The following is a 21,154-nucleotide window of genomic DNA, read 5'->3' on the forward strand; positions in this document are numbered from 1 at the left end:
CGAAGTGCAAGAAGTGCAGAGAGAGACCCCGGGATCCGTCGTCGTCTCCCGGGGTCTCGCGCTGCGCCTGCGCACAGTCAGCCCAGCCCCCGACGGTCAGCCCCACCCCAGGTCCGCGACCAGGACGGTCGCGTTGTCCGCATGGCCCGTGCCGAGGCCGACCGCCGCTTCGACCAGCTCGCGGGCCACGCGCCGCACCGGCCCCCGCAGGTACTCTTCCAGACCCCGCCCCGCGTCCTCGAGCGGCTCGTACGCACCGTCGCTGGCCAGCAGCAGCCGGCCGAGCGCGGGCACCCGGACGACGTCGATGAGCGGGTCGGGACGCGGGTCGCCGAGGAACGACGTCACGACGTTGCGGGCGTACGGGCCGGGGTCCATGCCCATCTCCAGCAGGTGACGGCGCATGTTGTGGTCGGTGGTCAGGCGTACGGCGGCCACCGCGTCCGGCTCGAGGAGGTACGCGCGGGAGTCGCCGCACCAGGCCACCTCCAGCTCGCCGCCGGTCTCCGTCGTGGCCACCACGGCGACCGCGCAGGGCGGTTCGGCGCCCTCGACCCGGCGGGCGGGCTCGGCCGCGAGCGCCGCGTGGACCGCGCGCAGCCCCGCCCCGGCGCCCGAGCGGGCTGCCGCGCCGGCCAGCCGGCGGGCGGTGCCGCGCGTCCAGGCCCGGACCTCGTCGTTGCTGCCGATGCCGTCCAGCAGGACGTACGCCCGCCTGCCCTCGTGGGTGAAGGTGGCGGTCGCGTCGCACTGGTGCGAGCGGTCGCCGATCAGCTGGGCGGTGGCGTGGCCGGGCATGCGGTCTCCTGTCGGGGCGGAGTACCGATAGTGGCCCGGCACGGGCGCAGAGGCGACAGGCACGCCCGAAGATCGCCGGAGCGGACCGCGCCCGCCCACCCCGGCGGCGCATTTCCGGAGGCCTTCGGGCACCGCACGACCAGGCCCTGTTCTCGTACAGCTACGGCAAACGGACATGTAGCGCAGGGTGGTGCTCGCGGCTGAGCCGGGCGCGAGGTCCAGTGTCAGTTTCCGGAGTCGGCTCTTCCTGGATGACGGCCCTGGACTCCCGAAGCTGCCACGAAGTGACAAGTAGCTTTCAGCAGTCCATCTGACGTGCTGCTGTCAGGGTCTCAGCGTTCCGCCCTGGGTCGGCCTGCCTCTGCGACAGGGCAATGCGGCGCCGTACGAGATCGACATCCACGATCTTCACGGTGAGAGCGTCGCCGACCTCGATGACGTCCTGCGGCGATTGATCCAGCTCGTCGGTGTGCACGAGCCCCGCAAAGCCGTCCTCTCGGTCTTCGATGCGGACGAAGACACCGAACGGCACGATCTTGGTGACCGGCCCTGTGACCACCTGGCCGATCCTCTGCGCTACCTGCGGCCACGGGTCTTCCTGCACTGCTCGAAGCGACAGCGGCACTCGCTCCCCGACCATATCGACGTCGAGGACCTCGGCCGTGACCTCCTGGCCGACGCTGACGACGTCGGACGGGTGGTTGATCGGACGCCAGGAGAGCTCCGGAATGTTGATCATCGCGGTGAAGCCGCCGATGTCCACGAAGGTGACGCCGAAACTGGCGATGGACGTCACCGTGCCGGTGACGACCTGGCCGCGGCGCAGGGTCTTCAGGAACGCCCAGTCCCGGTCGCTGGGTGTCGGCTCGGTCTGCCAGCGCGCGCGGAGTACCCCGTCGCTGTCGGGCAGCACAGCGGTGAACAGCGGGAGATCTTCACCGGCGTACATGGATACGACGCCGGCCGCACGCGCGCCGGCAAGCCGGGCGGTCACGTCCTCGAACTGGGTCTCGTCCACGACTGTGCTGGTGATGTGCCCGTCCTCCGTCTCCCAGATGATCTCCACCAGCCCTTCGTCGGGCAGGGCGGCCACGGCCGTGTCGACGTCGGTGAGCAGGTCCGGCCAGACGGCCAACTGTGCACGTGGAGCCAGCTGGGAGCGGACGGTCTCGATGTTGTCGCGGCTCAGGCGGTGCCACCGGGAGGCGTTGAGGGCGAAGGTCTCCTCCAGGAACGTGGCGCGGTGGGCGCCGACGGTCCAGCCAAGGCGGGCCCAGAAGTCGGCGTCGGCCGGGCGCTGCACGTAGGCGGGGTCGTCGGGGGCGAAGTCGTACGGCGATGCCTCCAGGCGTTCCGGGAACAGGCCGAGCGCTCGGGTGCGGGTCAGCGCGGCTTCGCAGGGCCGGCTGCTGCCGAGGTAGAGGTACTGGTCCCAGCCGACGTGCACCGTGAACTCTCCCTCGACCTCCAGGCGGCACCAGGCCCCGTTGTCGCGGAGCATCGCTCGGACAAGTTCCAAGCCGACCCCGATCGGCACGAGTGCCCCGTCGTGGAACCCGGCGGGGCCGGCGGGGAAGAGGCCGGCCAGGCCGTAGCCGTCGACCGGTGGCTCCAGGCCGAAGTGGACGAGGCCTCCGAGCTGCGGCTCGCGGATGGCCAGCTGGTCGACGCCGCTGTCCTCGGCGAAGGCGGCGACGGCCTGCAGGTAGGCGGCTTCGACCGGCCCGTGGTCGCAGGTCGTGTCCTCAGGGCCGGCGTAGTGGCCGTGCTGGTCGCGGTCGGCGGGGTCGTACCTGGTGACCTGATAGACGTAGGGCAGCACGTCACTGCCCACCGGGAGTCGACGGCGTGGCTGCGTTCTGGTGGCGTTCAAGGACGCGGTAGACGGTGGCGCGGCTGACGGAGAAGAGCTCGGCGAGGTCTGCGATGGTGTGCTCGCCGGACTGGTGCTGTTGGACCAGGTGCGTCTGCTGGCGGGCGGTGAGCTTGGGCTGCTTCCCCTTGAGCTTGCCCTCGGCCCGCGCCACCGCCATGCCTTCACGGGTGCGCATGCGCAGGAGGCAGAGTTCCGGCGAGCCGTGCTGCCAATCGGGATGCTCCGCCAGCGACAAGCCGTAGGTGAGCGCCGTGAGAAGCCCGTCCGGCAGGTTGTCATAAACGATCTCCGTCACGCCCCGCAGCCCCTGCTTGGTCGACTCGACAGGGAAGAAGCGGGGCTCCCTTCCTCCGGAAAGTCGATCAAGGTGGGCGAGGTACTTCTCAACGCGACTGGCCATGTGTCCAGCCTGCACGATCGTTCAGCGGCGCACGCCACCGGGGCCGTCACCAGTCACGCTCCGCAACAGGTCCACAGAAGTTGTGCCAGAACCCGTTCTAGTGGACACAGCCACCACGACCTCCCACGCCACCGCGAGTGGGTCCTCTTCCAGGAACCGGCCGATGTAGCAGACCGTGCAGATCTGCACGGCGAACCCGAGCCGGGTCGTCCCGGACTTGTTCCGCACCCGCTTCATGTCGTCTTCGAGCAGCATCCAGACCTCGATCAGGTCCTCCGGCTCCCAGTCCTGCCGCACCGCTCCGCCCTTGCCGCGACGTCACTCGTTCAGCTCAACGAGAGGCCCAGCGCGGGGAAACGACCTTCACCAGCGGTCACACAGGGCTGCACGTCCGTTCGCCGTAGCTATACGAGAGCAGGGCCCACCAGGACACCCTGCGGGCATGCGCGAGGGGTGGGCGCTCGCCGACGCCCACCCCTCGCGACCTCGCGACGAAACGCCGCGGATCAGCAGCGCGGGCAGGCGTCGCGGATGACGCGCCAGGTGAAGGTGGTGCTGCCGGGGACGCCGGTGGCGTCGGTGGCGGTAACGGTCACCGTGCGCGTGCCGGAGCCGCGCGCCATGCCGGTGATGAGACCGGTGCTCGCGTTGATAGACGTGCCCAGGGGCAGGTTCGACGCGGACCAGGTGTACGGGTACGTGCCGCCGCCGACCGTCATCTGCAGGTAGACGTCGTCGTACTGGAGGTTCGTCTGCGTACCGGGGTTGCCCACGACGACCACGCCCAGCGGCGCGCGGTGGGCGGTGGGGGCGGTGGCCGGGGTGAGCGTGGCGGCGTTGCCGGTGCCGCCCGTCGCGCCCAGCAGGGCGGCCGTCGCGGACAGGCTGACGAACAGGGCGGCGAACCGCCGGCGGGTGCGCGGGGACGTACTCAAGAGGACCTCCGAGTCGGGCTGGTGCCGGGTGGACGTGCGGTGGTACGTCGGCTTGCGCCCGCAGCATAGGAATCCGGCCAGACCCCTCACCAGAGCGACGGATCCCCGCAGAACTGGGGGGTTGCACGGCCCCGCCGACCGTGCCCGACTCGCCCGACTCCCCCGACTCCCCCGACTCCCCCGACTCCCCCGACGACCGTGCCCAGCGGCGGGGTCAGGCGGCGGCGGCCGTGGCGCGACGAGGGCGGGACACCAGTTCACCGCCGCAGTTGGGGCAGGTGCGGTCCATCGCCTCGGCGCACGAGACGCAGAAGGTGCACTCGTACGAGCAGATGAACGCCGCCGCGTCCGGTGCCAGTTCGGTGGTCGTGCACTTCTCGCACAGGCTGCGCATCTCCAGGGCCATGACTCTCCTTCGGTGGGTCGCCGGTCGGCGGCCGCCCTCGGCGGGCCGGACCGGACGTCGACCCCTCGATTCTCGGTCACTCGATCTTGGAGGAACAGCGCGGGTCCTGCCGGGCTCCCCACCGATCCTGCCACCGGCCCGCGCGGCACGGCTCCTTCCGGCCAATGACTTGACGAGGCCCTGACAATTGCGGAGCCCTGTGGGACCTTCCTTGACGCACCCGGATCCGCGCACGGCTCCGCCCGCCCGACTCGGAGTCCGGGCTCCGCACACCCCCACAAGGACGTGTCCAGAAGGAGCGACATGAGGACGATCTCGAAACTGTCGTGCGTCACCGCCCTGCTCGTCGCCGCCACCGCCGGCGCCGCCACCGCGGCGAGCGCCCTGGGGCCCACGGCCGACCAGCAGGTCGACGGCGTCATCGTGGTGGCGGGCAACACCTGTACGTGGACCAACGCCCGCACCAGCGCCAATCCCCCGAGCGCACTGACGATCGACCGCGCCACCATCAACAAGCCCGGGGGCAACCTCGCGTGCGGCGGCGGCATCACCGCGTCGCTGAACAACAACCCCGCCGTGACGTTCGACGACGCGGCCGGCACGGCCAAGGCCGACGTCATCGACATCACCGGCAAGCAGAGCTTCATCTCCTGCCGCTACCGCGTGACCAACGTCGTCTGGAACCGTGACGGCGCCACCCGCAAGTACGTGAACCAGGCCTTCACCGCGGCGAAGACCTCCGGCAGCTTCCTGTGCCCGGGGTCGGTGACCACGGCGGCCGGGGACGCCTCGCTGCTCTTCCACTGAGCCGCCTCCCGGGGCCGGGGGCCGGCCACCGGAAACGGCCGGGCCCCCGGTCCCCAGGCCACGGTCAGGCCCCGGGGCGCGGTCAGGCCCCCGGGGCGGGGTCATGCCCCGGGCCACGGTTAGGCCCCCCGGCCGCGGTCAGGCCGCCGGGCACGGCCCCCGGCACGCTCCCGCCCCTGGACAAGTGCACCTCGGTGCCCCGCCGGATGGCGAGCTTCCTGGCCGACGGGGCTACGCCGCCGGCCGCACCGCTCGACGCCGGCCCCGCCGGACGGCACGCCGCCCGCGCCGCCGTCGCGGCTCATGTGGCGACCGCCGTCGTGACCACGAGGGGCGGCCAGGCCCGCTCCGCATCCCAGGTGCGGCCGTGCACGAGCGCCGCGTCGGCTACGCCGACCGCCTCGTCCACGGTGGGCCGGCGCTGGACCACCTCCCGGAACCGGGCGCGTTCGAGCAGGCGCGGGAAGACCTCGACCGGCCAGGCGCGGTTGCGCACCTCCTGCCAACTGCCGTCCGTACGCAGCAGGCGCAGGGTCAGCTCCTCGCCGGGCCGGTACGCCCGGCCGGCGTCGCCGATCCGGAGCGATGCGTACGGGCGGCCGGCGCAGGCGGGGTCGGTACTCAGCAGCACGAACAGGCCGCCGGGCCGCAGCAGCCGCCGCACCTCCGCGAACACCCCGAGCACCGCGTCCTCGGAGGGCAGCGAGGCGAGCACGTGGTTGCACATGACCGCGTCGGCGCAGGCGTCCGGGAGCCCGGTGGCCCGTCCGTTCTCCACGAGGTGGTACTCCGCCCCGGGCGTGCCCAGTTCGCGGGCCAGGGCCAGCATCTCGGGACTGGTGTCCACGCCCACCAGCCGGACGCCGAGCCGCGCCGCGGCGCTGCCGGCCACCCGGCCGGGTCCGCACCCGAAGTCGACGAGCACGTCGCCCTCGCGGACGCGACGGGCGAGCGCCTCGAAGACGAACGGGTAGCCGAGCAGCCAGTCCGTGTCGGCCGTCACCGCGGCGAAGGCGCGGGCTCCGGCGGCGCCGGTCCAGTCGGTGCCCCGGTCCGCGTCCGGGCGCCCGGCGTCGGCCGGGTCCTCCCGGGCCTGTTCGTGGGAGACGTCGTCACTGCTCACAGCTCCCCACTATCGGGCCGCCGTGCCGGCCGCGGCCCGCACGACACGGGCCGCGGCGACGTCCTCGGCACCGTGACCACCCCCGCACGGCAGCACTCCCCGCACCACGGCCAGCGGCACACGGCAGCATCCCCAACACCACGCCACCGGCACCGGCACCGGCACCGGCACCGGCACCCGGAGGTGTCGTCGACACCGCCACCACCCTTTCGTGGGACACCGGCGGGGGCTCGGCCCGGGCGCTCCCGCCGCCCGACCGGGGGAGGGACGGGACCACCCTTCCGTGCGGGGCCCGCCCGGAACGGGCCCCGCGCCGCTCCGGTTGCGGCACAGTGGGCGGGTGCCACGTCGTACCGCGGGCCTGATGGCCCTGTTCGTCGCCCTGTTCGTCCTGCCCGGCTGCGTGAGCCTCTCCCCCGCCGCCGGCCCCGGCCCCGCCCCCGCTCCCGCCCCGGCCGGGCAGCGGCCGCTCGCGGGGTACGGGAGCGCCGCGCGACCGGACCGCCCACGGGAGGAGTGGGGACCGGTTCCCGACCGCGCGACGGGGCCGGGGCAGCCGGGAACCGGAACGGGCGCGACCTCGACCTCGACCTCGACCTCGACCTCGACCTCGACCTCAGCCTCGATCTCGACCTCGGGCACCGGCACCCGCACCGGCACCGGCACCGGCACCGGCACCGGCACGGAGGAAGCCGGCGGCACGGCCCCCGGGCGGTCCCGCCCGCAGCACCGCGCACCCGGCCGGCCGGGAGGCGCCACCCGGGTCCGGCCGCGCCACGCGGTCCGCCCGCCCGCCTCCCGCCCCGCGCCGCGGCACCGGAAGCGCAAGCCGCCGGCCGCGCGGACGCCCGCGCCCCGGTCCGTGGACATGCGGGGGCTGTGCCGGGCCGCCGACGGGGTGGCGGACCCGTCCGTCGCGCGCTTGTGCCGTGCGGCGTACGGCCGTTGAGGGCGCCGACGTAGGCTCGGAGCATGTCGAGCGATCACGCGCACGCGGGTGCGTCCCCGGACGAGTACGAGGTGGCCGTCGACCCCGGCGTGCAGGTCCCGGTGCCGCGCGCGGGAGAGGTGTGGGCGGTCGGGGCCGTGATCCTCGATCCGGCGGGCCGGGCCTTCGCACAGCGCCGGGCCCCCGACCGGCGGCTGTTCCCTGACTGCTGGGACATCGTCGGCGGGCACGTCGAGCCGGGCGAAGCCCTGTTGGACGCCCTCGCCCGCGAGATCGGCGAGGAGACCGGGTGGCGGCTGCGCCGGGTACGGCGGCTGCTCGGCGTCTCGACGTGGACCGGGGACGACGGCGCCGGGCTGCGGCACGAGGCCGACTACCTGGTCGAGGTGGCGGGCGACCTCGACCGGCCCGCGCTGGAGTGGGCCAAGCACAGCGGATACGACTGGTTCGGCCCGGCCGAGCTGCCGCGCCTGAAGGAGAACTGCGCCCCGGGCGAGTACTTCATCCACGACCTGGTCGCGGCCACCCTGCGCACCGCGTCCGGTCGGTCCGGCGGTTCCTGACGGCGGGGCGGGGCCCGGCGCGGGTCAGGCCTCCTGGAGCACCGAGAGGACGTTGCCGGCCGGGTCCTTGAACCAGGCGATCGCCGGGCCGCCCTCCTCGCGGACGATGCCGTGGTCGTCCTGGGCGAATCCCTCGTACCGCTCGAAGGTGACCCCCTTCGCACCGAGGTCGGCCACGGCCCGGTCGACGTCGGGGACCGGGAAGTTCAGCACGGTGAACGTCGCGGGCTCGTGGTTGTCCTTCGGGTAGAGGAGCACCCGGTTGCCCCCGGCGAGCTCGAGGAACAGCATCCCGTTCTCCTCGGCCACCCGCAGGCCCAGGGTGTCGCTGTAGAAGCCCTTGACGCTCTCGATGCTGCCGACCGAGTAGCCGCTGAAGGCAGGACTGTCTCCCAGCATGGCCGATCGCCTCCGGTTCCTGGGGTCCGCATTGGTCGCGGCGCGCCCGGTGGTGGTCGTACGCCCCGCGCGCCGCGGGGTCGTACGCTGCCGTGGTCCATCGTGCCGTCGCCGCGCCGGACACGCATGCCCGGCGCGGCGACGGTGTGACGGGACGGCCCGGGGGCCGCGGCAGCCGCACCCCGGGGCGCGGGGGCGGGCCTCAGGGCCGGCGGACGTGGACCTCGGGGAAGGACGTCGAGGGGCGGTCCAGCACCGGCCGGGCGAGCCCCTTCAGGTGGCGGTCGAAGAAGGCGGCCACGTAGGTGCGGGTGAGCCGCTCCGAGCGCTGCGGGTCGATGTCGTCCGGGAACGGGATGCCGGCCAGGTCGGCCAGGAGCGGGCCGTCGGTGAACGTGAGGTGGTTGGCACCGGTCACCGTCAGCCAGCGCTTCCAGCCGTCCAGGCGCGACCAGGCCTGCTTCCATGACGCGTCCTCGGCCGAGTCCGGCTGGCCGAAAAGCAGGAACGGGCGGCCGTCCAGACCGTCCCGCGGGACCGGGACGAAGAAGCCGCCGTCCATGTTCACGCCGGCCCGGATCCGCCGGTCGGTGGCCATGCTCGCGGCGGCCGCGGTCCCGCCGAGGGAGTGGCCCGCCATGCCGATGCGGGTCCGGTCGATCAGGTCGGCACGCTTCCAGTCCGCACGGCGACCCGTCAGTCGGTCGAGGACGAAGCGGACGTCCTTGGCGCGGCTGCGGGCGACGACGTCCGGGGTGCGGCCGGGGCCCTGCTCGCAGATGGCGCAGGGCAGCGTCGTACCGTCGGGGAAGGTGGTGCCGGTGTTCTCGTAGGTGTGGTCGACGAGCGCGACGACGTAGCCGCGGCTGGTCAGGTCCTCGGCGAGGCCGGTCAGGGTGGCCCGGGGCAGGGTGAACCCGGGTGAGAGCACCACCAGCGGGAAGCGTCCGTGCAGGGGGCGGGCCGCGGTGCGCGACCAGGTCCGGATGCCGCTGATCCGGCTGGGCGGGGTGGTCGAGCCGGGCGCCTTGCCCTCGATCATCAACCGGGCCTCGGCCTCGGTCATGTACGCGGCCGGCCTGCCCGTGCCGGGCCGGGCCGGGTAGTACATCGACACCATCAGCCGGCGCGGACCCGCGGCCGGCACCCAGGGGTCGGTCCGGTGCCGGTCGGTCAGTTCGACGACGTCGCGGCCCACGGCGAACGGGCCGGTGGGGCGGGGCAGTCGGGCGGCGGCGGTGCCTGGGGCGCCGTCCGGGACCGCGGTAGGGACGGCGGCACCGGCGAAGGCGGCACCGGTGACCGGGGCCCCGGTGACCGGGGCTCCGGCGACGGGGGCCCCGGCGACCGGGGCGTCGGCGGCGAGGGCCGGGACGGCACCGGCGGCGGGGAGCAGCAGCGCCAGGGCGGTCGTGGTGACGAGGGCGGTACGTCGGATCTTCTGCATGAAGGGGACGCTAGGCGGAGGACGACGGCCGGGGCATCGGCGCCGAGGGGGAGGTCGTCTCGTCCGCTGTGCTGACACCGGATCATCTTCCGGTCTGAGGCCCGGTGTTCACGGCCGCACTACACCGCCCGCCGCGGTCGTCCCACGGCCGGGGCCGCGCCATGCCCCCCGAGATCCGCACCCTTGACCGACTCTGCCGACACCTGATCAGATCGTTTCGCACCGCGAACCTTCGCGACGTGCGAGGAAGACGACACGACGGGGGCTGGGGAGCATGCGGGTCAAGGCGTTCGACCACCTGGTGCTGAACGTGCAGGACGTGGAGAAGTCGCTGGAGTTCTACACCGGGCCGCTCGGCCTGGAGGGGGTCCGGGTCGAGGAGTGGCGCGCGGGGAAGGTGCCGTTCCCGTCGGTGCGGGTCAACGAGGCCACGATCATCGACCTGTTCAGCCGGCCGCGCGGTGAGTCCAACGTGGACCACATCTGCCTCACGGTGGATCCGCTGGACTGGCAGGAGGTCATCGACTCGGGGGCCTTCACCGTGCTGGAGGGCCCGGTGCCGCGCTACGGTGCCCGGGGCAGCGCGCAGTCGATCTACGTGCGGGACCCGGACGGAAACACGGTCGAGCTGCGCTGGTACCCGGAGGACGCGCGGTAGCGGACCGCCCGGTAGCGGACCGCCGGTCAGCGCACCACGAGGTCCGCGTGGCGGCGGGTGGCGGCGATCAGGCGGGCGTTGGCCTCGTCGGAGCGGGAGACCCACGCCGCGGCCTCGTCCGGGCTGCGGCCGTGTCGGACGTGGCGGGCCACCAGTCGCTCGACCCGGACGGAGTCGTCGGGGGCCAGGTACCAGGTCTCGTCGAGCAGGGGGCGGACGTGCCGCCACTCCCCCGCCCCGTACAGCAGGTAGTTCCCCTCGGTGATCACCAGCGGTACGTCCGGGCCGACGGCGATGCTCCCGGCGACGGGCTCCTCCAGCGCACGGTCGAAGGCGGGCGCGTACACCGGTGCCCCGTGGTCCGGCGGGCGCACCGGTGCGTCGGAGTCCTGCGGGTGCACCGGTGCGTCGGAGTCCTGCCGGTACACCGGTGCGGCGGGCTCGCGGAGACGGCGCAGCAGGGCTGCGTACCCGGCGGCGTCGAACGTGTCGGGCGCGCCCTTGCGGTCGGCGCGGCCGAGCCGGACCAGCTCCGCCTGCGCGAGGTGGAAGCCGTCCATGGGCACGACCACGGCCAGCCCGGGTGCCAGTGCCCCGGCGAGGCGGGCGGCCAGCGTGGACTTGCCGGCGCCCGGCGGGCCCGCGATGCCGAGGACGCGCCGGCCACCCGCGGTCGTCAGTGCACGGGCCCTGGCAACCAGGTCTGGGAAGTCCATGCCCCCATCATCGGGTACCGGAGGCGCGCACCGATCAGGTCATCGGGTATCGGCGGCCACGCCGCTCAGGTCATCGGGTACCGGCGGCCCGCGCCGGGTCAGTCGGGGAGGGGGCGGGCCTGGACGCCCGCCGCCGGGCTCTGGTGCCCGCCGGACGCCAGCATGCGCACCTCCGGGCGGTCGCCGATGACCGCGATCTCGGCACGCACGATGCCGGTGGGGTCCTGGTAGACCGGGTGGCCGCCCGGACCCGTGAGCTCGGTCCTGGTGACCACCACGATGTCCTCGCCCGCGTCGTCCCCGTCAGGAAAGATCAGTTCGTACCGCTGCACCGTCATCCGCTGCCTCCCGTCCAGGCGATCGTGCGCCGCCGGTGCCGCGGCCGCCACACGCGGCGGCCCCCCGGTGCCGGGCCGCCCGTCCCGGTGCGGCGGGCCCCGGCCTGGTGACCTGGGCTCCTGGCGGCGGGTGTGCGCGGACGGCACCCGTCCGCCATCCGGGTGAACGCGAGGCCCGGGGCGGGCCCGGCGGGCGGCCCTGGTCCACGGGCGCGGGTGGCCCGGTCGGCCCGTACGGGTGGCACGGTCGACCCGTATGGGCCGCTCGGTCGACCGGTACGGGTGGCATGGTCGACCCGGACCGGCCGCTCGGTCGACCGGTACGCACCGTTCAGTCGACCGGTGCCGGTGGGCGCGGGGCGGGCGGCCGGTGGTGGGGCGGGTAGTCAGGGGTCGCCGGAGCCGTCGGCAGCCGCCAGTTCGCCAGCACCCGCACCACCGTGGCCGGGCTGAATAGGGTCTGCGGCGGGGCGGTCAGCGACAGGACCCCTCTCCGGATAGCGCAGGTCCTCGCTCGTGGCGATCTGCCACGGCACCTCCGCCGTGGCCGCGATCGCACGCTGGATCCGCCCGGCGGCAGCCGGCACGTCCCGTAGGGGCAGCCCGCGCAGGGCGGCGCCGAGGCCCTCGGCGGCGGTGGCGGCCACGGTCATGCCGTGGCCGTAGACGGGGTTGAGGCGGCAGGTGGCGTCGCCGAGGACGACGAAGCCGTCGGGCTGCCGGTCGAGCCGCTCGAAGTGGCGCCACTCGTTGGCGGTGGCGCGGAAGGCGGTGGCCGAGGACAGGGGTTTCGCCTCGCGCAGCGCCTCGTACAGGGCGGCGCTGCGCAGGCTCCGGGCGTAGTCCAGGAACGCGCCGTCGTCCGTCGGCGGGGCGTGCCGGCGGCGCGGCCGTCCGCGGTGGCGAGCAGGCCGGTAGCCTCGGCGCCGGACAGCAGCCGGACCCGGCCGTCCCGCAGGACGGCGCGGCGCACGGTCCAGTCGAGCAGCTCGCGACTACCGCTGAGCACGGTCGCGCCAGGGACCGGTGCGAACCAGTCGGCGGGGCTCAGCCACAGGAAGTCGCGCGGGGTCTGGAGTTCCCGGGCCCCGGCCGCCCTGAGCTCCGTGCGGATGCCGGGCAGCAGCGACTCGAGCAGGTGGATGCCCCGGGACCAGAGGACGTGGCAGTGGCGGGACTGCGGGACGCCGGGGCGGAAGCCGGGCGCGTCGCCGTGTCCCTCGCCGCCGGCCGCCCGTACCACGCGGCCGCCCATCCCCCCGGTCCGTACGACGACACCGCCCGCCCCGGGGTGCGGGGCGGGCGGTGTCGTGGTCGGTCGGGCGGAAGCGCCCGGCGGCCGGGGTCAGGCGGTCTTGGCGGCGCCGGCGGTCTCCGGCTCGTCGGCCGGCTCCGCGTCGGCGGCCGGCTCGGCGGCCACGGTGCCGACGGGGCCCGGCTCGGCGGCCACGGCGCCGGCGGGGGCCGATCCGCTCGTGGCGGCCGGGGCGCCGGTGACGGTCGCGGTGGCCGCGTGGCGGGCGCGCAGGCCCACCCCGCCGATGACGGCGACGAGGCCGAAGGCCACGGCGGCGACGACGAAGGTCAGGGTGAAGCCGGACTCCTGGGGCAGCGGGGGCACGCCCGCGGGCAGGTGCTCGATCGTCTTGGAGGCCAGGATGGTGGTGACCACGGCGCTGCCGATCGCGCTGCCGGTGGAGCGGGAGATGGAGTTGATGCCGTTGGCGATGCCGCTCTGGTGGGGCGGGACGCTCGACATGATCACTGCGGGCATGGCGGCGTATCCGAAGCTCACGGCCGCACCGGTGATCACGCCGGCACCGATCACCGAGAAGGTGTGGCCGTGGTCCAGGGCGAGCCAGGCGAAGCCGGCGGCGCCGAGGGCGGCGGCCAGGCCGAGCGCGGCGCGCGGGCCGCGGTGGCGGACCAGCTGGCCGCCGATGGGCGAGGCGAGCAGCGAGACGATCGCACCGGGGAGCAGGAACTCGACCGAGGCGCGCAGGATCGAGGCGTCGAAGCCGTAGCCGGTGAGGGCCTCGGGCATCTGCACGAGGTAGGAGATGCCGAGGAAGTTCGCGAACATGCCGAAGCCGACGAGGATGCCGGCCAGGTTGGCCATGAGCACCGGGCGGTGGACGAACATGCGCATGTCGACGAGCGGCTCGCGGACCTTGAGCTCGGTGAACACCCACAGGGCGGCCATGACGACGGCGCCGGCGAAGCTGCCGAGGGTGCGGCCGGAGGACCAGCCCCACTCGTGGCCCTGGGAGATGCCGAGCAGGAGCAGCAGCAGGGTGAGGCCGAGGGTCAGGGCGCCGAGGACGTCGGTGCGGCCGCCGGTCTTGGTGCGGGTGGCCGGAACGAGGAACAGCACGGCGAGCAGCGCGAGCACGGCGAAGCCGGTGGCCATCCAGAAGGCGTTGCGGTAGTCGGCGTCGGAGCCGGAGGTGAGCAGGCCGGTGGCGACCAGGGCCAGGCCGCTGCCGAACGCGAGGGTGCCGCTGACCAGCGCCATAGCGCCGGGGAGCTTCTGCGGGCGGACCTCTTCGCGCAGCACCGAGAGGGCGAGCGGGAAGATCGCGGTGGCGGCGCCCTGGAGCACACGGCCCACGAGCAGGAGCGGGAGGGAGTTCGCGACGGCGGCGAGGACCGAGCCGAGGACCATCACGCCGAGGACGCCGACGAGGGTGGGCTTCTTGCCGTGCTGGTCGCCGAAGCGGCCGAGGAGCGGGGTGAACACGGCGGCCGACAGGAGGGTGGCGGTGGTCACCCAGCTGACGTTGGCCGTCGTCGTGTCCAGGTCGGCGCGGATCAGACCGAGGATCGGCACCGGCAGGGTCTGCATCATCGAGACGACCATGGCGGCGAGGCTCAGCGCGAAGACGATGACCGTCTCGTTGCGGCGCCCGGCGGTGCCGGTCTGCGCGGCCGTGGCGCCGCGGTCGGTGGCTGCCGTTGCGGCGGCGGCCGAGGGGGCGGGGTGACTCATGGGAGGCATGACCTTCTCGATTGCGATGCCGGGGCGCGGGGCGGGCCCGCGGTCTTCCGGCTACTTGCTTCACGACGGATATGTTTCATCGCTTTAAGTACTTCACGAAGGTAGGCGAGGTTAGTTCACTTAGTCAAGTAAATGATTCAGCGCTTGAAGGTTCCTTGACCTTCCCTGGGGAGCGACCCCGCGGACCCACCCCGCCCGGGCGGCCCCGGGACCGCCGATGGCGGGAAGCGCGCTGGTACGAAGCGGTTGCTCTGGGCCGTCCAACGGAGTGGCGTCACGCCGGCCGGCCGGCCCGACCGTCCAATGAGCGCCTCATGCCCCGGACGTCCGAGGAGGCTCACCCATGGGGTCGTACGGTCAACCGCAGGTCAGCAGGCGCAGGCTGCTCACCGGTGCGCTGGGGTTCGGGGTGGCGGTCACCGCCGCACCGGCGGCCCTGGCGGCCGCGCCGCCCCGCGACGCGGGCGTACGGAGCGGCGTACGGAAGGCCGGGCGCGCCGCGGCGCCACGGTCGGGCGGACGGGCGCCCGGCGCCCCGCCGGAGATCCACGACTGCGAGGCCTGGGGGGCGCGCGAGTCGGCCGAACCGGTCACGGTCCTGTCCGCTCCCCCGCAGCGGATCGTCGTGCACCACACCTCGACGTCGAACGTGACCGACTACTCCAAGGAGCGCGCGTTCGCCCTCTCGCGGGCGATCCAGAACTACCACATGGACACCCAGGGCTGGATCGACACCGGCCAGCACTTCACCATCAGCCGGGGAGCGTTCGTCACGGAGGGCCGGCACCTCAGCCTGGGCGAGCTGGAGGCCGGGGAGCGGCAGGTACGGGCGGCCCACTGCGTGGGGCAGAACAGCACCGCCATCGGCATCGAGAACGAGGGCACGTACATGACGGTCTCACCCCCGGCCGCGCAGTACCGGACCCTGACCGAGCTGTGCGCCTACATCTGCTCGCAGTACGGCATCGCCCCGTCCGAGATCTACGGCCACCGGGACTTCAACAGCACGGACTGCCCCGGCGACAAGCTGTACGCGATGCTGCCGAAGCTCCGGCAGGACGTCGCCGACGCGCTCGGCCAGCCCCTGGGCGAGCCGCTGGTCCAACTGGCCTGGCCCGAGCTGACCCCCTGGGTCGGGCTGCCCGAGTACCCGCCGACGGAGGCCGTCGAGCGGGAACTGACACGGCAGTTCATCCGGCCGCTGAGCGGCCTGGCACCGCACCCCGTCCCCCAGTAGGGGGCTGTCCCCTCCGGATCCCGCCTGACCCGCGCCGCCCGACACCGGGCCGGCACGGCCGCCAACAGCCGCTGCCGGCGCGGCTGTTGGCACACCGCGCGGACCGCTCGCGTCAACCCCCCGGCCCCCTTGTGACTTGACGCGTACACCCCAACAATGCGCATGACAATCGAAGGATCTTCGGTTGCACCGCCATCAGAGGGGAACCCCCACATGAACAAGCCTCTCGCCAGCGCGCTGCTCTCCCTGCTCCTCGTGGGAGCGGCCGGCGCCCCGGCCCTGGCCTCCGCACCCCGGGACCAGGCCCCGCAGGCCGGGCGGACGGCCACCACCGCCGGCGCCGCCGCGGCCACCGGGGCCGCGACCGTGCGCGCGGTCGACTTCGCGGGCACCGTCTCGCTCAGCAACTGCTCCGGCTCGCTGGTCCGCACCCCGAACTCGCTGGCCTCCGACCCCGCCCTCGTGCTCTCCAACGGCCACTGCCTGGAGACCGGCATGCCCGGGCCCGGACAGGTCGTCATGAACCGCTCGTCCAGCCGCTCGTTCGGCCTGCTCAACTCGGCCGGCACCCGGGTCGCGACGCTGCGCGCCAACAAGATCTCGTACGGCACCATGACCGACACGGACATCTCGATCTACCAGCTGACCAAGACGTACGCCCAGATCCAGAGCCAGTACGGGATCGGCGCCCTCACCCTGAACGACGCGCACCCCGTGCAGGGCACCGCCATCAAGGTGGTCTCGGGCTACTGGAAGCGCATCTACAGCTGCAACGTCGACGGGTTCGTCTACCGCCTGAAGGAGGGCGACTGGACCTGGAAGGACTCGCTGCGCTACACCTCCGCCTGCAACACCATCGGCGGCACATCCGGCTCCCCCGTGATCGACACCGCCACCGGCAAGGTGGTGGCCGTCAACAACACGGGCAACGAGGACGGCCAGCGGTGCACGGTCAACAACCCGTGCGAGGTGGACGCCGACGGCGTGGTGACGGTCCGTCAGGGCATCAACTACGCCCAGCAGACGTACATCATCGTGCCCTGCATCGGCGCCGGCAGCCAGATCGACCTGACCCGGCCGGGCTGCACGCTCCCGCGCCCGTAGTGCCCTGAGTACGTGGCGGCCGGGGACCGCGGGGTCCCCGGCCCCCAGCACTCGGCGCGCGACCCCGGCTCCGGCATGCCTACGCTGGTGGGTGGATTTCTGACCCCTGCGGGAGGAGGACCGCCGTGAGCTGCTGGAACAGGCGATCGCGCCGCACGTTGGCGGCCTTGGCGACAACCGGCCTGCTGATCGCGCCCCTGTCGGCGCAGGCGGCGTACGCGGCGGACACCCCGTCCCCGTCGACATCGGCTTCCCAGAACGCCGACGACACCGGATTCCCCCAGCTCACACCGGAGGTCGCGCGCAAGCTCGACCGGGTCCTGCGCGAGACGATGCGCACGACCAAGGTGCCCGGTGCGATCGTGGGCCTCTGGGCCCCCGGCAAGGGCAGCTACGTCAAGACCTTCGGCTTCTCCAACGTCCCGCCGCCCTCGGGCCGGACACCGGGAGCGGCACCGGCGGCGACCCCCGAGCCGATGTCCACCGACTTCTACTCGCGCATCGGCAGCCTGACGAAGACCTTCACCGTCACCGCGCTGCTGGAGCTGGTCGACCAGGGCAAGATCTCGCTCGACGACCCGATCTCGAAGTACTACACGGACCTGCCGGCCGGCTCCAAGACCACCCTGGCCGACCTGGACAAGATCACGATCCGGGACCTCGCCGGCATGCGCAGCGGTCTCTACAGCTACTCGTTCGACCCGGGCTTCCAGCAGGCCTTCTTCACGGACCCGGACCGCCCGTTCACCCCGCAGGAGCTCCTGGACTACGCCTGGAAGCACCCGGTCATGTCCCCGCCGAACAAGGAGTTCTTCTACAGCAACACCAACCTCATCCTGCTGGGCCTGGTGGTCGAGAAGCTCACCGGCCGGCCGCTGCAGGACGTCATCAAGGACGACGTCACCGACCCGGCCGGCATGAACCGCACCAGCTTCCCGACCGACGCCGCCTTCCCGTCGCCGCACCCGCAGGGCTACACGAACCAGACCCTGAGCGGCCAGGTCGAGGACACGACCGACTGGAACCCCTCCTGGGGCTGGGCGGCCGGCGCGATGATCTCCACCCTCGACGACCTGCACACCTGGGCCAAGGTGATGGCCACGGGCGTCCTGCCCAACGGCAACCGCCTGATCAGCAAGGAGACGCAGAAGCAGCGGCTGACCACCCCGCCCACGACCATCCCCGGCGCGGGCTACGGACTGGGCATCTTCAACGTCCAGGGCTGGATCGGGCACAACGGCTCGCTGCCCGGCTACGAGGCCCTCGCGATGTACCTGCCGGAGGCGGACGCCACGATGGTGGTGCTCCTCAACACCGACATCCTGGTGGACGGCGTCCACGAGCCGAGCACGCTCTTCGGCCAGGCGATCACCCAGGTCGTGACCCCGAACCACGTCTACTTCCTCCCCGCGGGCAACGCCGCCAGCGCCTCGGCCAGCCCGACCACGCCGAAGTCGCCGGGCCCCCGGTAACCCGACCCACCGCCCCCACCGCCCTCGGCTCCCGGCCGGGGGCGGTGGAACGCCCCGCGCCCGGACCGCCGGGAGGGGGACGGGCGGTACGGGCGCGGGGGGGGCGCCGGATGGCGCCGGGGACCGGGGCGGGACGCGCGTGGGGGGTCGCGTCGTCCTCCCCGGGGGTGCGGGTCAGCGGGCGGCGGGGGTCGCGTCGTCCTCCCCGGGGTGCGGGTCAGCGGGCGGCGAAGGCCTTCGTGAAGGCCAGCGGGGCCTGGAGGATCGACGAACAGGTGGGGTCGGCCGCGTTCTTGGCGCCGCCGGGGCACTGCTTGTCGCGGGCACCGGACCACATCGCGAGCCAGCCCAGGCCCTTGGAACGGGCGAACTTCGCCAGCTGGGTGGCGTCCTCGACCGTGAAGACCTCGCTCGCGACGTCGTTCACGCCGATCATCGGGGTCACCGCCACCGTCTTCCACGCCGCCGCGTCCGACAGCCCCAGCACGCCCTTGATCTGGGCCTGGGTGGCGGTGGCGGCCTGGATCGCGTAGCCGCCCATGTCCCCGCTGTACGCCGGGCCGTAGTCCATCGCCATGATGTTGACGGCGTCGATGTCCACGCCGTTGCGCTTGGCGTTCGCCAGCAGGTCGATGCCGGGCTGGGTCAGCCCCTCGGGCATGACCGGCAGGGTGAAGGAGACCTTGAGGCCGGGGTGCTTGCGCTGGAGCTGGGCGATGGCCTGGGCGCGCCGGGTGTTGGCCGCGGTGTCCGGCAGCGCGGCGCCCTCGATGTCGAAGTCGGCCTTGGTGAGCCGATAGGTGTCGATGACCTTGCCGTACGCGGCCGCGACGTCCGAGGCGGAGGAGCAGGCCAGGGCGAGTTCGGAGCCGGCCGCGCCGCCGAACGAGACGCGCACGTCGCCGCCCTTGGCGCGCAGGGCCGGTATCTGGGAGGCCACGCGGTCGTCGCCGAGCGCGCTGACGCCGCCCCACAGCGGGTTGCAGCCGCCGCCGGAAGTGACGAAGGCGAGGTTGAACTCCTTGACGCCGGTCGCCGCCGCGGTGCCGACCAGGTCGAAGGCCGGGTAGAGGGAGGTGTCCACGTACGGCGCGAAGGCCGCGCTCGTGCCGCCGCCGGGCGGCACGGTCGGGGTGGAGGTGGGCCGGGGGGTGGCGGTGGGCTTGGCGGTGGCCGTCGGCCTGCCGGTGGGGCGCGTGGTCGCCGTCGGGGTGGGCTGGGCGGTGGGCCGGGTGGTCGGGCGGCCGGTGGGCTGCGGGGTGGTGCCCGAATCGGCCGAGCAGCGCTCCTTGTTGATGAGGCAGCCCGTGGGGTTGCCGGGGCCGCTCGTGGCCGAGGTGACGAATCCGACCGTGGCGGTGGCGCCGGGGGCCAGGCCCGCCGTGTCCCAGCGGGGCGGCCGGACGGTGACGTGGCGGCCGCTGACGGTCTGCTCCCCGTTCCACAGGGAGGCCAGGGAGGTGCCGGCGGGCAGATCGAACTCCAGGGTCCAGTCCTTCAGCGGTTCGGTGCCGTTGTTGGTGACGGCGTACTGGCCGGTGTAGCCGGTGGTCCAGCTGCTGGACCGGGTGAAGGTCGCGCCGACCGAGGCGGCGTTCGCGGTGCCCGTGAGGACGATCGCGGTACCGCCGACGGCGGCCACGACCGCGAGGGCGCCGGCCGCCTTGGCCTTGCCGCTCGCCGTGCGGCGGTGTGAGTTCGGAGCCATGAGTGCCTGCCTCTGCTGCGGTGCGGTGGTGGGGACAGGAGCAGCACGCTAGCGGCGGGAAATCCGGCAAAGCGGTCGTAGGGGCGCACCGGCCAGGATCTTGAGGCTGGCTTAAGGCGGGCATCGGAGGTGATTAACCGCCCGTCGCACGGGGTGCGTTGACGGTCGCACGGCGTGCGTGTCCCGTCGTACGGGGTGCGTTCGCCGCGCGGGGCGGCGCCCGCCCGGTCCCTCGCCCGCCCCGGAAAACGCCAGTCCCGCCTCCGAACGGCTCGTGGCCGCAGGGGCGGGACGGGTTGGCACGTGGTGGGGTGCCCGGGGCGGCCCCGGGTTCGGGGCCCGCGCGCGAGCGGCGCCGGGGAATCAGCCGCGGGCGGCCCGGTCGCCACGGCGCCTGCGCCAGGCGGCGCCCGCGGCGGCACCGATCAGGGCGGCCACGACCACCCCCGCGGTGGTCCACCAGGCGGCGCCCCGGCCGGAGTCGGGCTCGGTGTCGGCGTCCGAGCCGGTACCGGTCCGCGAGGTGCGGGCCGCGGTGGCGGGCACCTGCGGTGTGGACGCGGCGGGTGAGGCCGCGGGTCCCGTCGCGGGCGGCACGCCCGGGCCGCCGGCGGCGCCGGTCGACGTACCCGCGGAAGCCCCTGCGGAAGCGGCAGCGGTCGGGCCCGCGGAAGGGCGCGCCGCCGCGGTCGTGTCGACGACCGGGACGTCCACCCGGCCGGCCGCGCGGCCGAGGGCCGGGAACCCCGCCTCGACCGTGACCTGCCACGTGCCGGGCGGCAGCGTCTCGGCGGTGGTCCAGCCGGCGGGCGTGCCCGGGTCGCGGACCAGCTTCCAGGGGCCGGCGGTGCGCGAGCCGTCGGGGCTGGTGGCGAACACGGTGGCGGCCACCTCCTCGTCGAGGGCGTCGCCGTCGTTCTCCCACGTGACGGTGGTGGTCACGTGGCCCTGGCGCTGGCCGGTGAGCGTGATCTTCAGGGTGTCGCCGTGGGCGTGCGCGGGACCGGCCCCCAGGATCAGGGCGAGGAACAGTGCCACGACCACGGTCAGGGACGGTCCGGGCGTCGGGAGGACGCTCCCGCCGCGGACGGGGCCGGGGCCCGCGGTGGCGGCGGACGGGGCAGAAACGGTTCTTCGTATGCGCATGGGTGTCGCTGTCCTCTCCGGGATGGAACTCCGGGGTGGCCGGACCGCGGGCCCGGCCCGAGGGGCCGGGGCGC

General features: G+C 73.8%; 22 protein-coding genes. 7 read left to right on the forward strand and 15 right to left on the reverse strand.

Going from position 1 to position 21,154, the window contains the following annotated elements:
• Positions 1-96 precede the first annotated feature (96 nt).
• The 6 genes from IF43_RS0109840 to IF43_RS0109865 form a co-directional block, all read right to left on the reverse strand.
• Entirely contained in the window at positions 97-798 is a 702-nt protein-coding gene (locus IF43_RS0109840) for a PP2C family serine/threonine-protein phosphatase (protein ID WP_030196925.1), read from the reverse strand.
• Positions 799-1,096: 298 nt separating this feature from the next.
• Complete coding sequence (locus IF43_RS0109845; protein ID WP_324605098.1) at positions 1,097-2,632, reverse strand: S1 RNA-binding domain-containing protein; 1,536 nt, start codon at positions 2,630-2,632, stop codon at positions 1,097-1,099.
• A complete protein-coding gene (locus IF43_RS42075; protein WP_199922706.1) occupies positions 2,622-3,074 on the reverse strand; it encodes a helix-turn-helix domain-containing protein in 453 nt (150 codons plus the stop codon). The genes IF43_RS0109845 and IF43_RS42075 overlap by 11 nt, the downstream gene beginning before the upstream one ends.
• Positions 3,075-3,095: 21 nt before the next feature.
• On the reverse strand, positions 3,096-3,371 hold the full coding sequence (locus IF43_RS0109855) for a DUF4158 domain-containing protein (protein WP_051795015.1): 276 nt from the start codon (positions 3,369-3,371) through the stop codon (positions 3,096-3,098).
• 209 nt (positions 3,372-3,580) lie between these two features.
• Positions 3,581-4,009: a putative Ig domain-containing protein gene (locus IF43_RS42565; protein ID WP_030196939.1), complete on the reverse strand. Its 429-nt coding sequence runs from the start codon at positions 4,007-4,009 to the stop codon at positions 3,581-3,583.
• 214 nt (positions 4,010-4,223) lie between these two features.
• Positions 4,224-4,415, reverse strand: a complete 192-nt coding sequence (locus IF43_RS0109865; RefSeq protein WP_030196943.1) for a DUF1272 domain-containing protein — start codon at positions 4,413-4,415, stop codon at positions 4,224-4,226.
• Between the two features lie 303 nt (positions 4,416-4,718).
• On the opposite strand from IF43_RS0109865, the gene IF43_RS0109870 reads away from it, so the two are divergent.
• Positions 4,719-5,222, forward strand: a complete 504-nt coding sequence (locus IF43_RS0109870) for a hypothetical protein (protein ID WP_030196947.1) — start codon at positions 4,719-4,721, stop codon at positions 5,220-5,222.
• A gap of 301 nt (positions 5,223-5,523) precedes the next feature.
• Here the strand turns inward: IF43_RS0109870 and IF43_RS42570 are convergent, their stop codons facing one another.
• Positions 5,524-6,345, reverse strand: coding sequence for a class I SAM-dependent methyltransferase (locus IF43_RS42570; RefSeq protein ID WP_030196951.1), 822 nt, complete (start codon positions 6,343-6,345; stop codon positions 5,524-5,526).
• 340 nt (positions 6,346-6,685) lie between these two features.
• Between IF43_RS42570 and IF43_RS37920 the strand changes: the two genes are divergently transcribed.
• Positions 6,686-7,294, forward strand: a complete 609-nt coding sequence (locus IF43_RS37920; protein ID WP_158939260.1) for a hypothetical protein — start codon at positions 6,686-6,688, stop codon at positions 7,292-7,294.
• A 23-nt stretch (positions 7,295-7,317) separates the two neighbouring features.
• A complete protein-coding gene (locus IF43_RS0109885) occupies positions 7,318-7,857 on the forward strand; it encodes an NUDIX hydrolase (RefSeq protein WP_078910032.1) in 540 nt (179 codons plus the stop codon).
• A 24-nt stretch (positions 7,858-7,881) separates the two neighbouring features.
• On the opposite strand, the gene IF43_RS0109890 is transcribed toward IF43_RS0109885, so the two are convergent.
• Positions 7,882-8,256 carry a VOC family protein gene (locus tag IF43_RS0109890; RefSeq protein ID WP_030196955.1) on the reverse strand — a complete coding sequence of 125 codons (375 nt, stop codon included), beginning with the start codon at positions 8,254-8,256 and terminating at the stop codon, positions 7,882-7,884.
• A 202-nt stretch (positions 8,257-8,458) separates the two neighbouring features.
• A complete protein-coding gene (locus tag IF43_RS0109895; RefSeq protein WP_051795018.1) occupies positions 8,459-9,703 on the reverse strand; it encodes an acetylhydrolase in 1,245 nt (414 codons plus the stop codon).
• Between the two features lie 274 nt (positions 9,704-9,977).
• Between IF43_RS0109895 and IF43_RS0109900 the strand changes: the two genes are divergently transcribed.
• Positions 9,978-10,361 (forward strand): VOC family protein, encoded by a 384-nt coding sequence (locus tag IF43_RS0109900; RefSeq protein WP_030196960.1) that lies wholly within the window; start codon positions 9,978-9,980, stop codon positions 10,359-10,361.
• Positions 10,362-10,387: 26 nt separating this feature from the next.
• On the opposite strand, the gene IF43_RS0109905 is transcribed toward IF43_RS0109900, so the two are convergent.
• The 4 genes from IF43_RS0109905 to IF43_RS0109925 all read right to left on the reverse strand — a co-directional run bounded on the left by IF43_RS0109905 (position 10,388) and on the right by IF43_RS0109925 (position 14,404).
• Positions 10,388-11,077 carry a nucleoside triphosphate hydrolase gene (locus tag IF43_RS0109905; RefSeq protein ID WP_030196963.1) on the reverse strand — a complete coding sequence of 230 codons (690 nt, stop codon included), beginning with the start codon at positions 11,075-11,077 and terminating at the stop codon, positions 10,388-10,390.
• A 98-nt stretch (positions 11,078-11,175) separates the two neighbouring features.
• Positions 11,176-11,415: a DUF6296 family protein gene (locus IF43_RS0109910; RefSeq protein WP_030196965.1), complete on the reverse strand. Its 240-nt coding sequence runs from the start codon at positions 11,413-11,415 to the stop codon at positions 11,176-11,178.
• Positions 11,416-11,801: 386 nt separating this feature from the next.
• The gene (locus tag IF43_RS0109915; RefSeq protein WP_158939262.1) at positions 11,802-12,068 is read right to left on the reverse strand and encodes a hypothetical protein; all 267 of its coding nucleotides are present in this window, start codon (positions 12,066-12,068) and stop codon (positions 11,802-11,804) included.
• Positions 12,069-12,760: 692 nt separating this feature from the next.
• On the reverse strand, positions 12,761-14,404 hold the full coding sequence (locus tag IF43_RS0109925) for an MFS transporter (RefSeq protein WP_078910033.1): 1,644 nt from the start codon (positions 14,402-14,404) through the stop codon (positions 12,761-12,763).
• Between the two features lie 352 nt (positions 14,405-14,756).
• Here IF43_RS0109925 and IF43_RS0109930 point away from each other — a divergent pair, with 352 nt between their 5' ends.
• The 3 genes from IF43_RS0109930 to IF43_RS0109940 all read left to right on the forward strand — a co-directional run bounded on the left by IF43_RS0109930 (position 14,757) and on the right by IF43_RS0109940 (position 18,226).
• A complete protein-coding gene (locus IF43_RS0109930; RefSeq protein ID WP_063753298.1) occupies positions 14,757-15,650 on the forward strand; it encodes a peptidoglycan recognition family protein in 894 nt (297 codons plus the stop codon).
• Between the two features lie 213 nt (positions 15,651-15,863).
• On the forward strand, positions 15,864-16,754 hold the full coding sequence (locus IF43_RS0109935) for a serine protease (RefSeq protein WP_030196975.1): 891 nt from the start codon (positions 15,864-15,866) through the stop codon (positions 16,752-16,754).
• Between the two features lie 167 nt (positions 16,755-16,921).
• Entirely contained in the window at positions 16,922-18,226 is a 1,305-nt protein-coding gene (locus IF43_RS0109940) for a serine hydrolase (protein WP_234332059.1), read from the forward strand.
• Positions 18,227-18,443: 217 nt separating this feature from the next.
• Here IF43_RS0109940 and IF43_RS0109945 read toward each other — a convergent pair whose 3' ends face one another.
• Both IF43_RS0109945 and IF43_RS0109950 read right to left on the reverse strand, forming a co-directional pair.
• Positions 18,444-19,934 (reverse strand): cellulose binding domain-containing protein, encoded by a 1,491-nt coding sequence (locus tag IF43_RS0109945; RefSeq protein WP_030196984.1) that lies wholly within the window; start codon positions 19,932-19,934, stop codon positions 18,444-18,446.
• Positions 19,935-20,297: 363 nt separating this feature from the next.
• Complete coding sequence (locus IF43_RS0109950) at positions 20,298-21,080, reverse strand: hypothetical protein (RefSeq protein WP_158939264.1); 783 nt, start codon at positions 21,078-21,080, stop codon at positions 20,298-20,300.
• Positions 21,081-21,154: the final 74 nt, after the last annotated feature.

The organism is Streptomyces sp. NRRL S-87 (assembly GCF_000719335.1).
Lineage (GTDB): Bacteria > Actinomycetota > Actinomycetes > Streptomycetales > Streptomycetaceae > Streptomyces.

What these genes read in the sequence shown, in the direction of transcription:
- IF43_RS0109840 (WP_030196925.1), bottom strand. Translation starts at nt 798, where the DNA reads ATGCCCGGCCACGCCACCGCCCAGCTGATCGGCGACCGCTCGCACCAG.
- IF43_RS42075 (WP_199922706.1), bottom strand. Translation starts at nt 3,074, where the DNA reads ATGGCCAGTCGCGTTGAGAAGTACCTCGCCCACCTTGATCGACTTTCC.
- IF43_RS0109865 (WP_030196943.1), bottom strand. Translation starts at nt 4,415, where the DNA reads ATGGCCCTGGAGATGCGCAGCCTGTGCGAGAAGTGCACGACCACCGAA.
- IF43_RS0109870 (WP_030196947.1), top strand. Translation starts at nt 4,719, where the DNA reads ATGAGGACGATCTCGAAACTGTCGTGCGTCACCGCCCTGCTCGTCGCC.
- IF43_RS0109885 (WP_078910032.1), top strand. Translation starts at nt 7,318, where the DNA reads ATGTCGAGCGATCACGCGCACGCGGGTGCGTCCCCGGACGAGTACGAG.
- IF43_RS0109890 (WP_030196955.1), bottom strand. Translation starts at nt 8,256, where the DNA reads ATGCTGGGAGACAGTCCTGCCTTCAGCGGCTACTCGGTCGGCAGCATC.
- IF43_RS0109895 (WP_051795018.1), bottom strand. Translation starts at nt 9,703, where the DNA reads ATGCAGAAGATCCGACGTACCGCCCTCGTCACCACGACCGCCCTGGCG.
- IF43_RS0109900 (WP_030196960.1), top strand. Translation starts at nt 9,978, where the DNA reads ATGCGGGTCAAGGCGTTCGACCACCTGGTGCTGAACGTGCAGGACGTG.
- IF43_RS0109905 (WP_030196963.1), bottom strand. Translation starts at nt 11,077, where the DNA reads ATGGACTTCCCAGACCTGGTTGCCAGGGCCCGTGCACTGACGACCGCG.
- IF43_RS0109910 (WP_030196965.1), bottom strand. Translation starts at nt 11,415, where the DNA reads ATGACGGTGCAGCGGTACGAACTGATCTTTCCTGACGGGGACGACGCG.
- IF43_RS0109915 (WP_158939262.1), bottom strand. Translation starts at nt 12,068, where the DNA reads ATGACCGTGGCCGCCACCGCCGCCGAGGGCCTCGGCGCCGCCCTGCGC.
- IF43_RS0109925 (WP_078910033.1), bottom strand. Translation starts at nt 14,404, where the DNA reads ATGAGTCACCCCGCCCCCTCGGCCGCCGCCGCAACGGCAGCCACCGAC.
- IF43_RS0109930 (WP_063753298.1), top strand. Translation starts at nt 14,757, where the DNA reads ATGGGGTCGTACGGTCAACCGCAGGTCAGCAGGCGCAGGCTGCTCACC.
- IF43_RS0109935 (WP_030196975.1), top strand. Translation starts at nt 15,864, where the DNA reads ATGAACAAGCCTCTCGCCAGCGCGCTGCTCTCCCTGCTCCTCGTGGGA.
- IF43_RS0109945 (WP_030196984.1), bottom strand. Translation starts at nt 19,934, where the DNA reads ATGGCTCCGAACTCACACCGCCGCACGGCGAGCGGCAAGGCCAAGGCG.
- IF43_RS0109950 (WP_158939264.1), bottom strand. Translation starts at nt 21,080, where the DNA reads ATGCGCATACGAAGAACCGTTTCTGCCCCGTCCGCCGCCACCGCGGGC.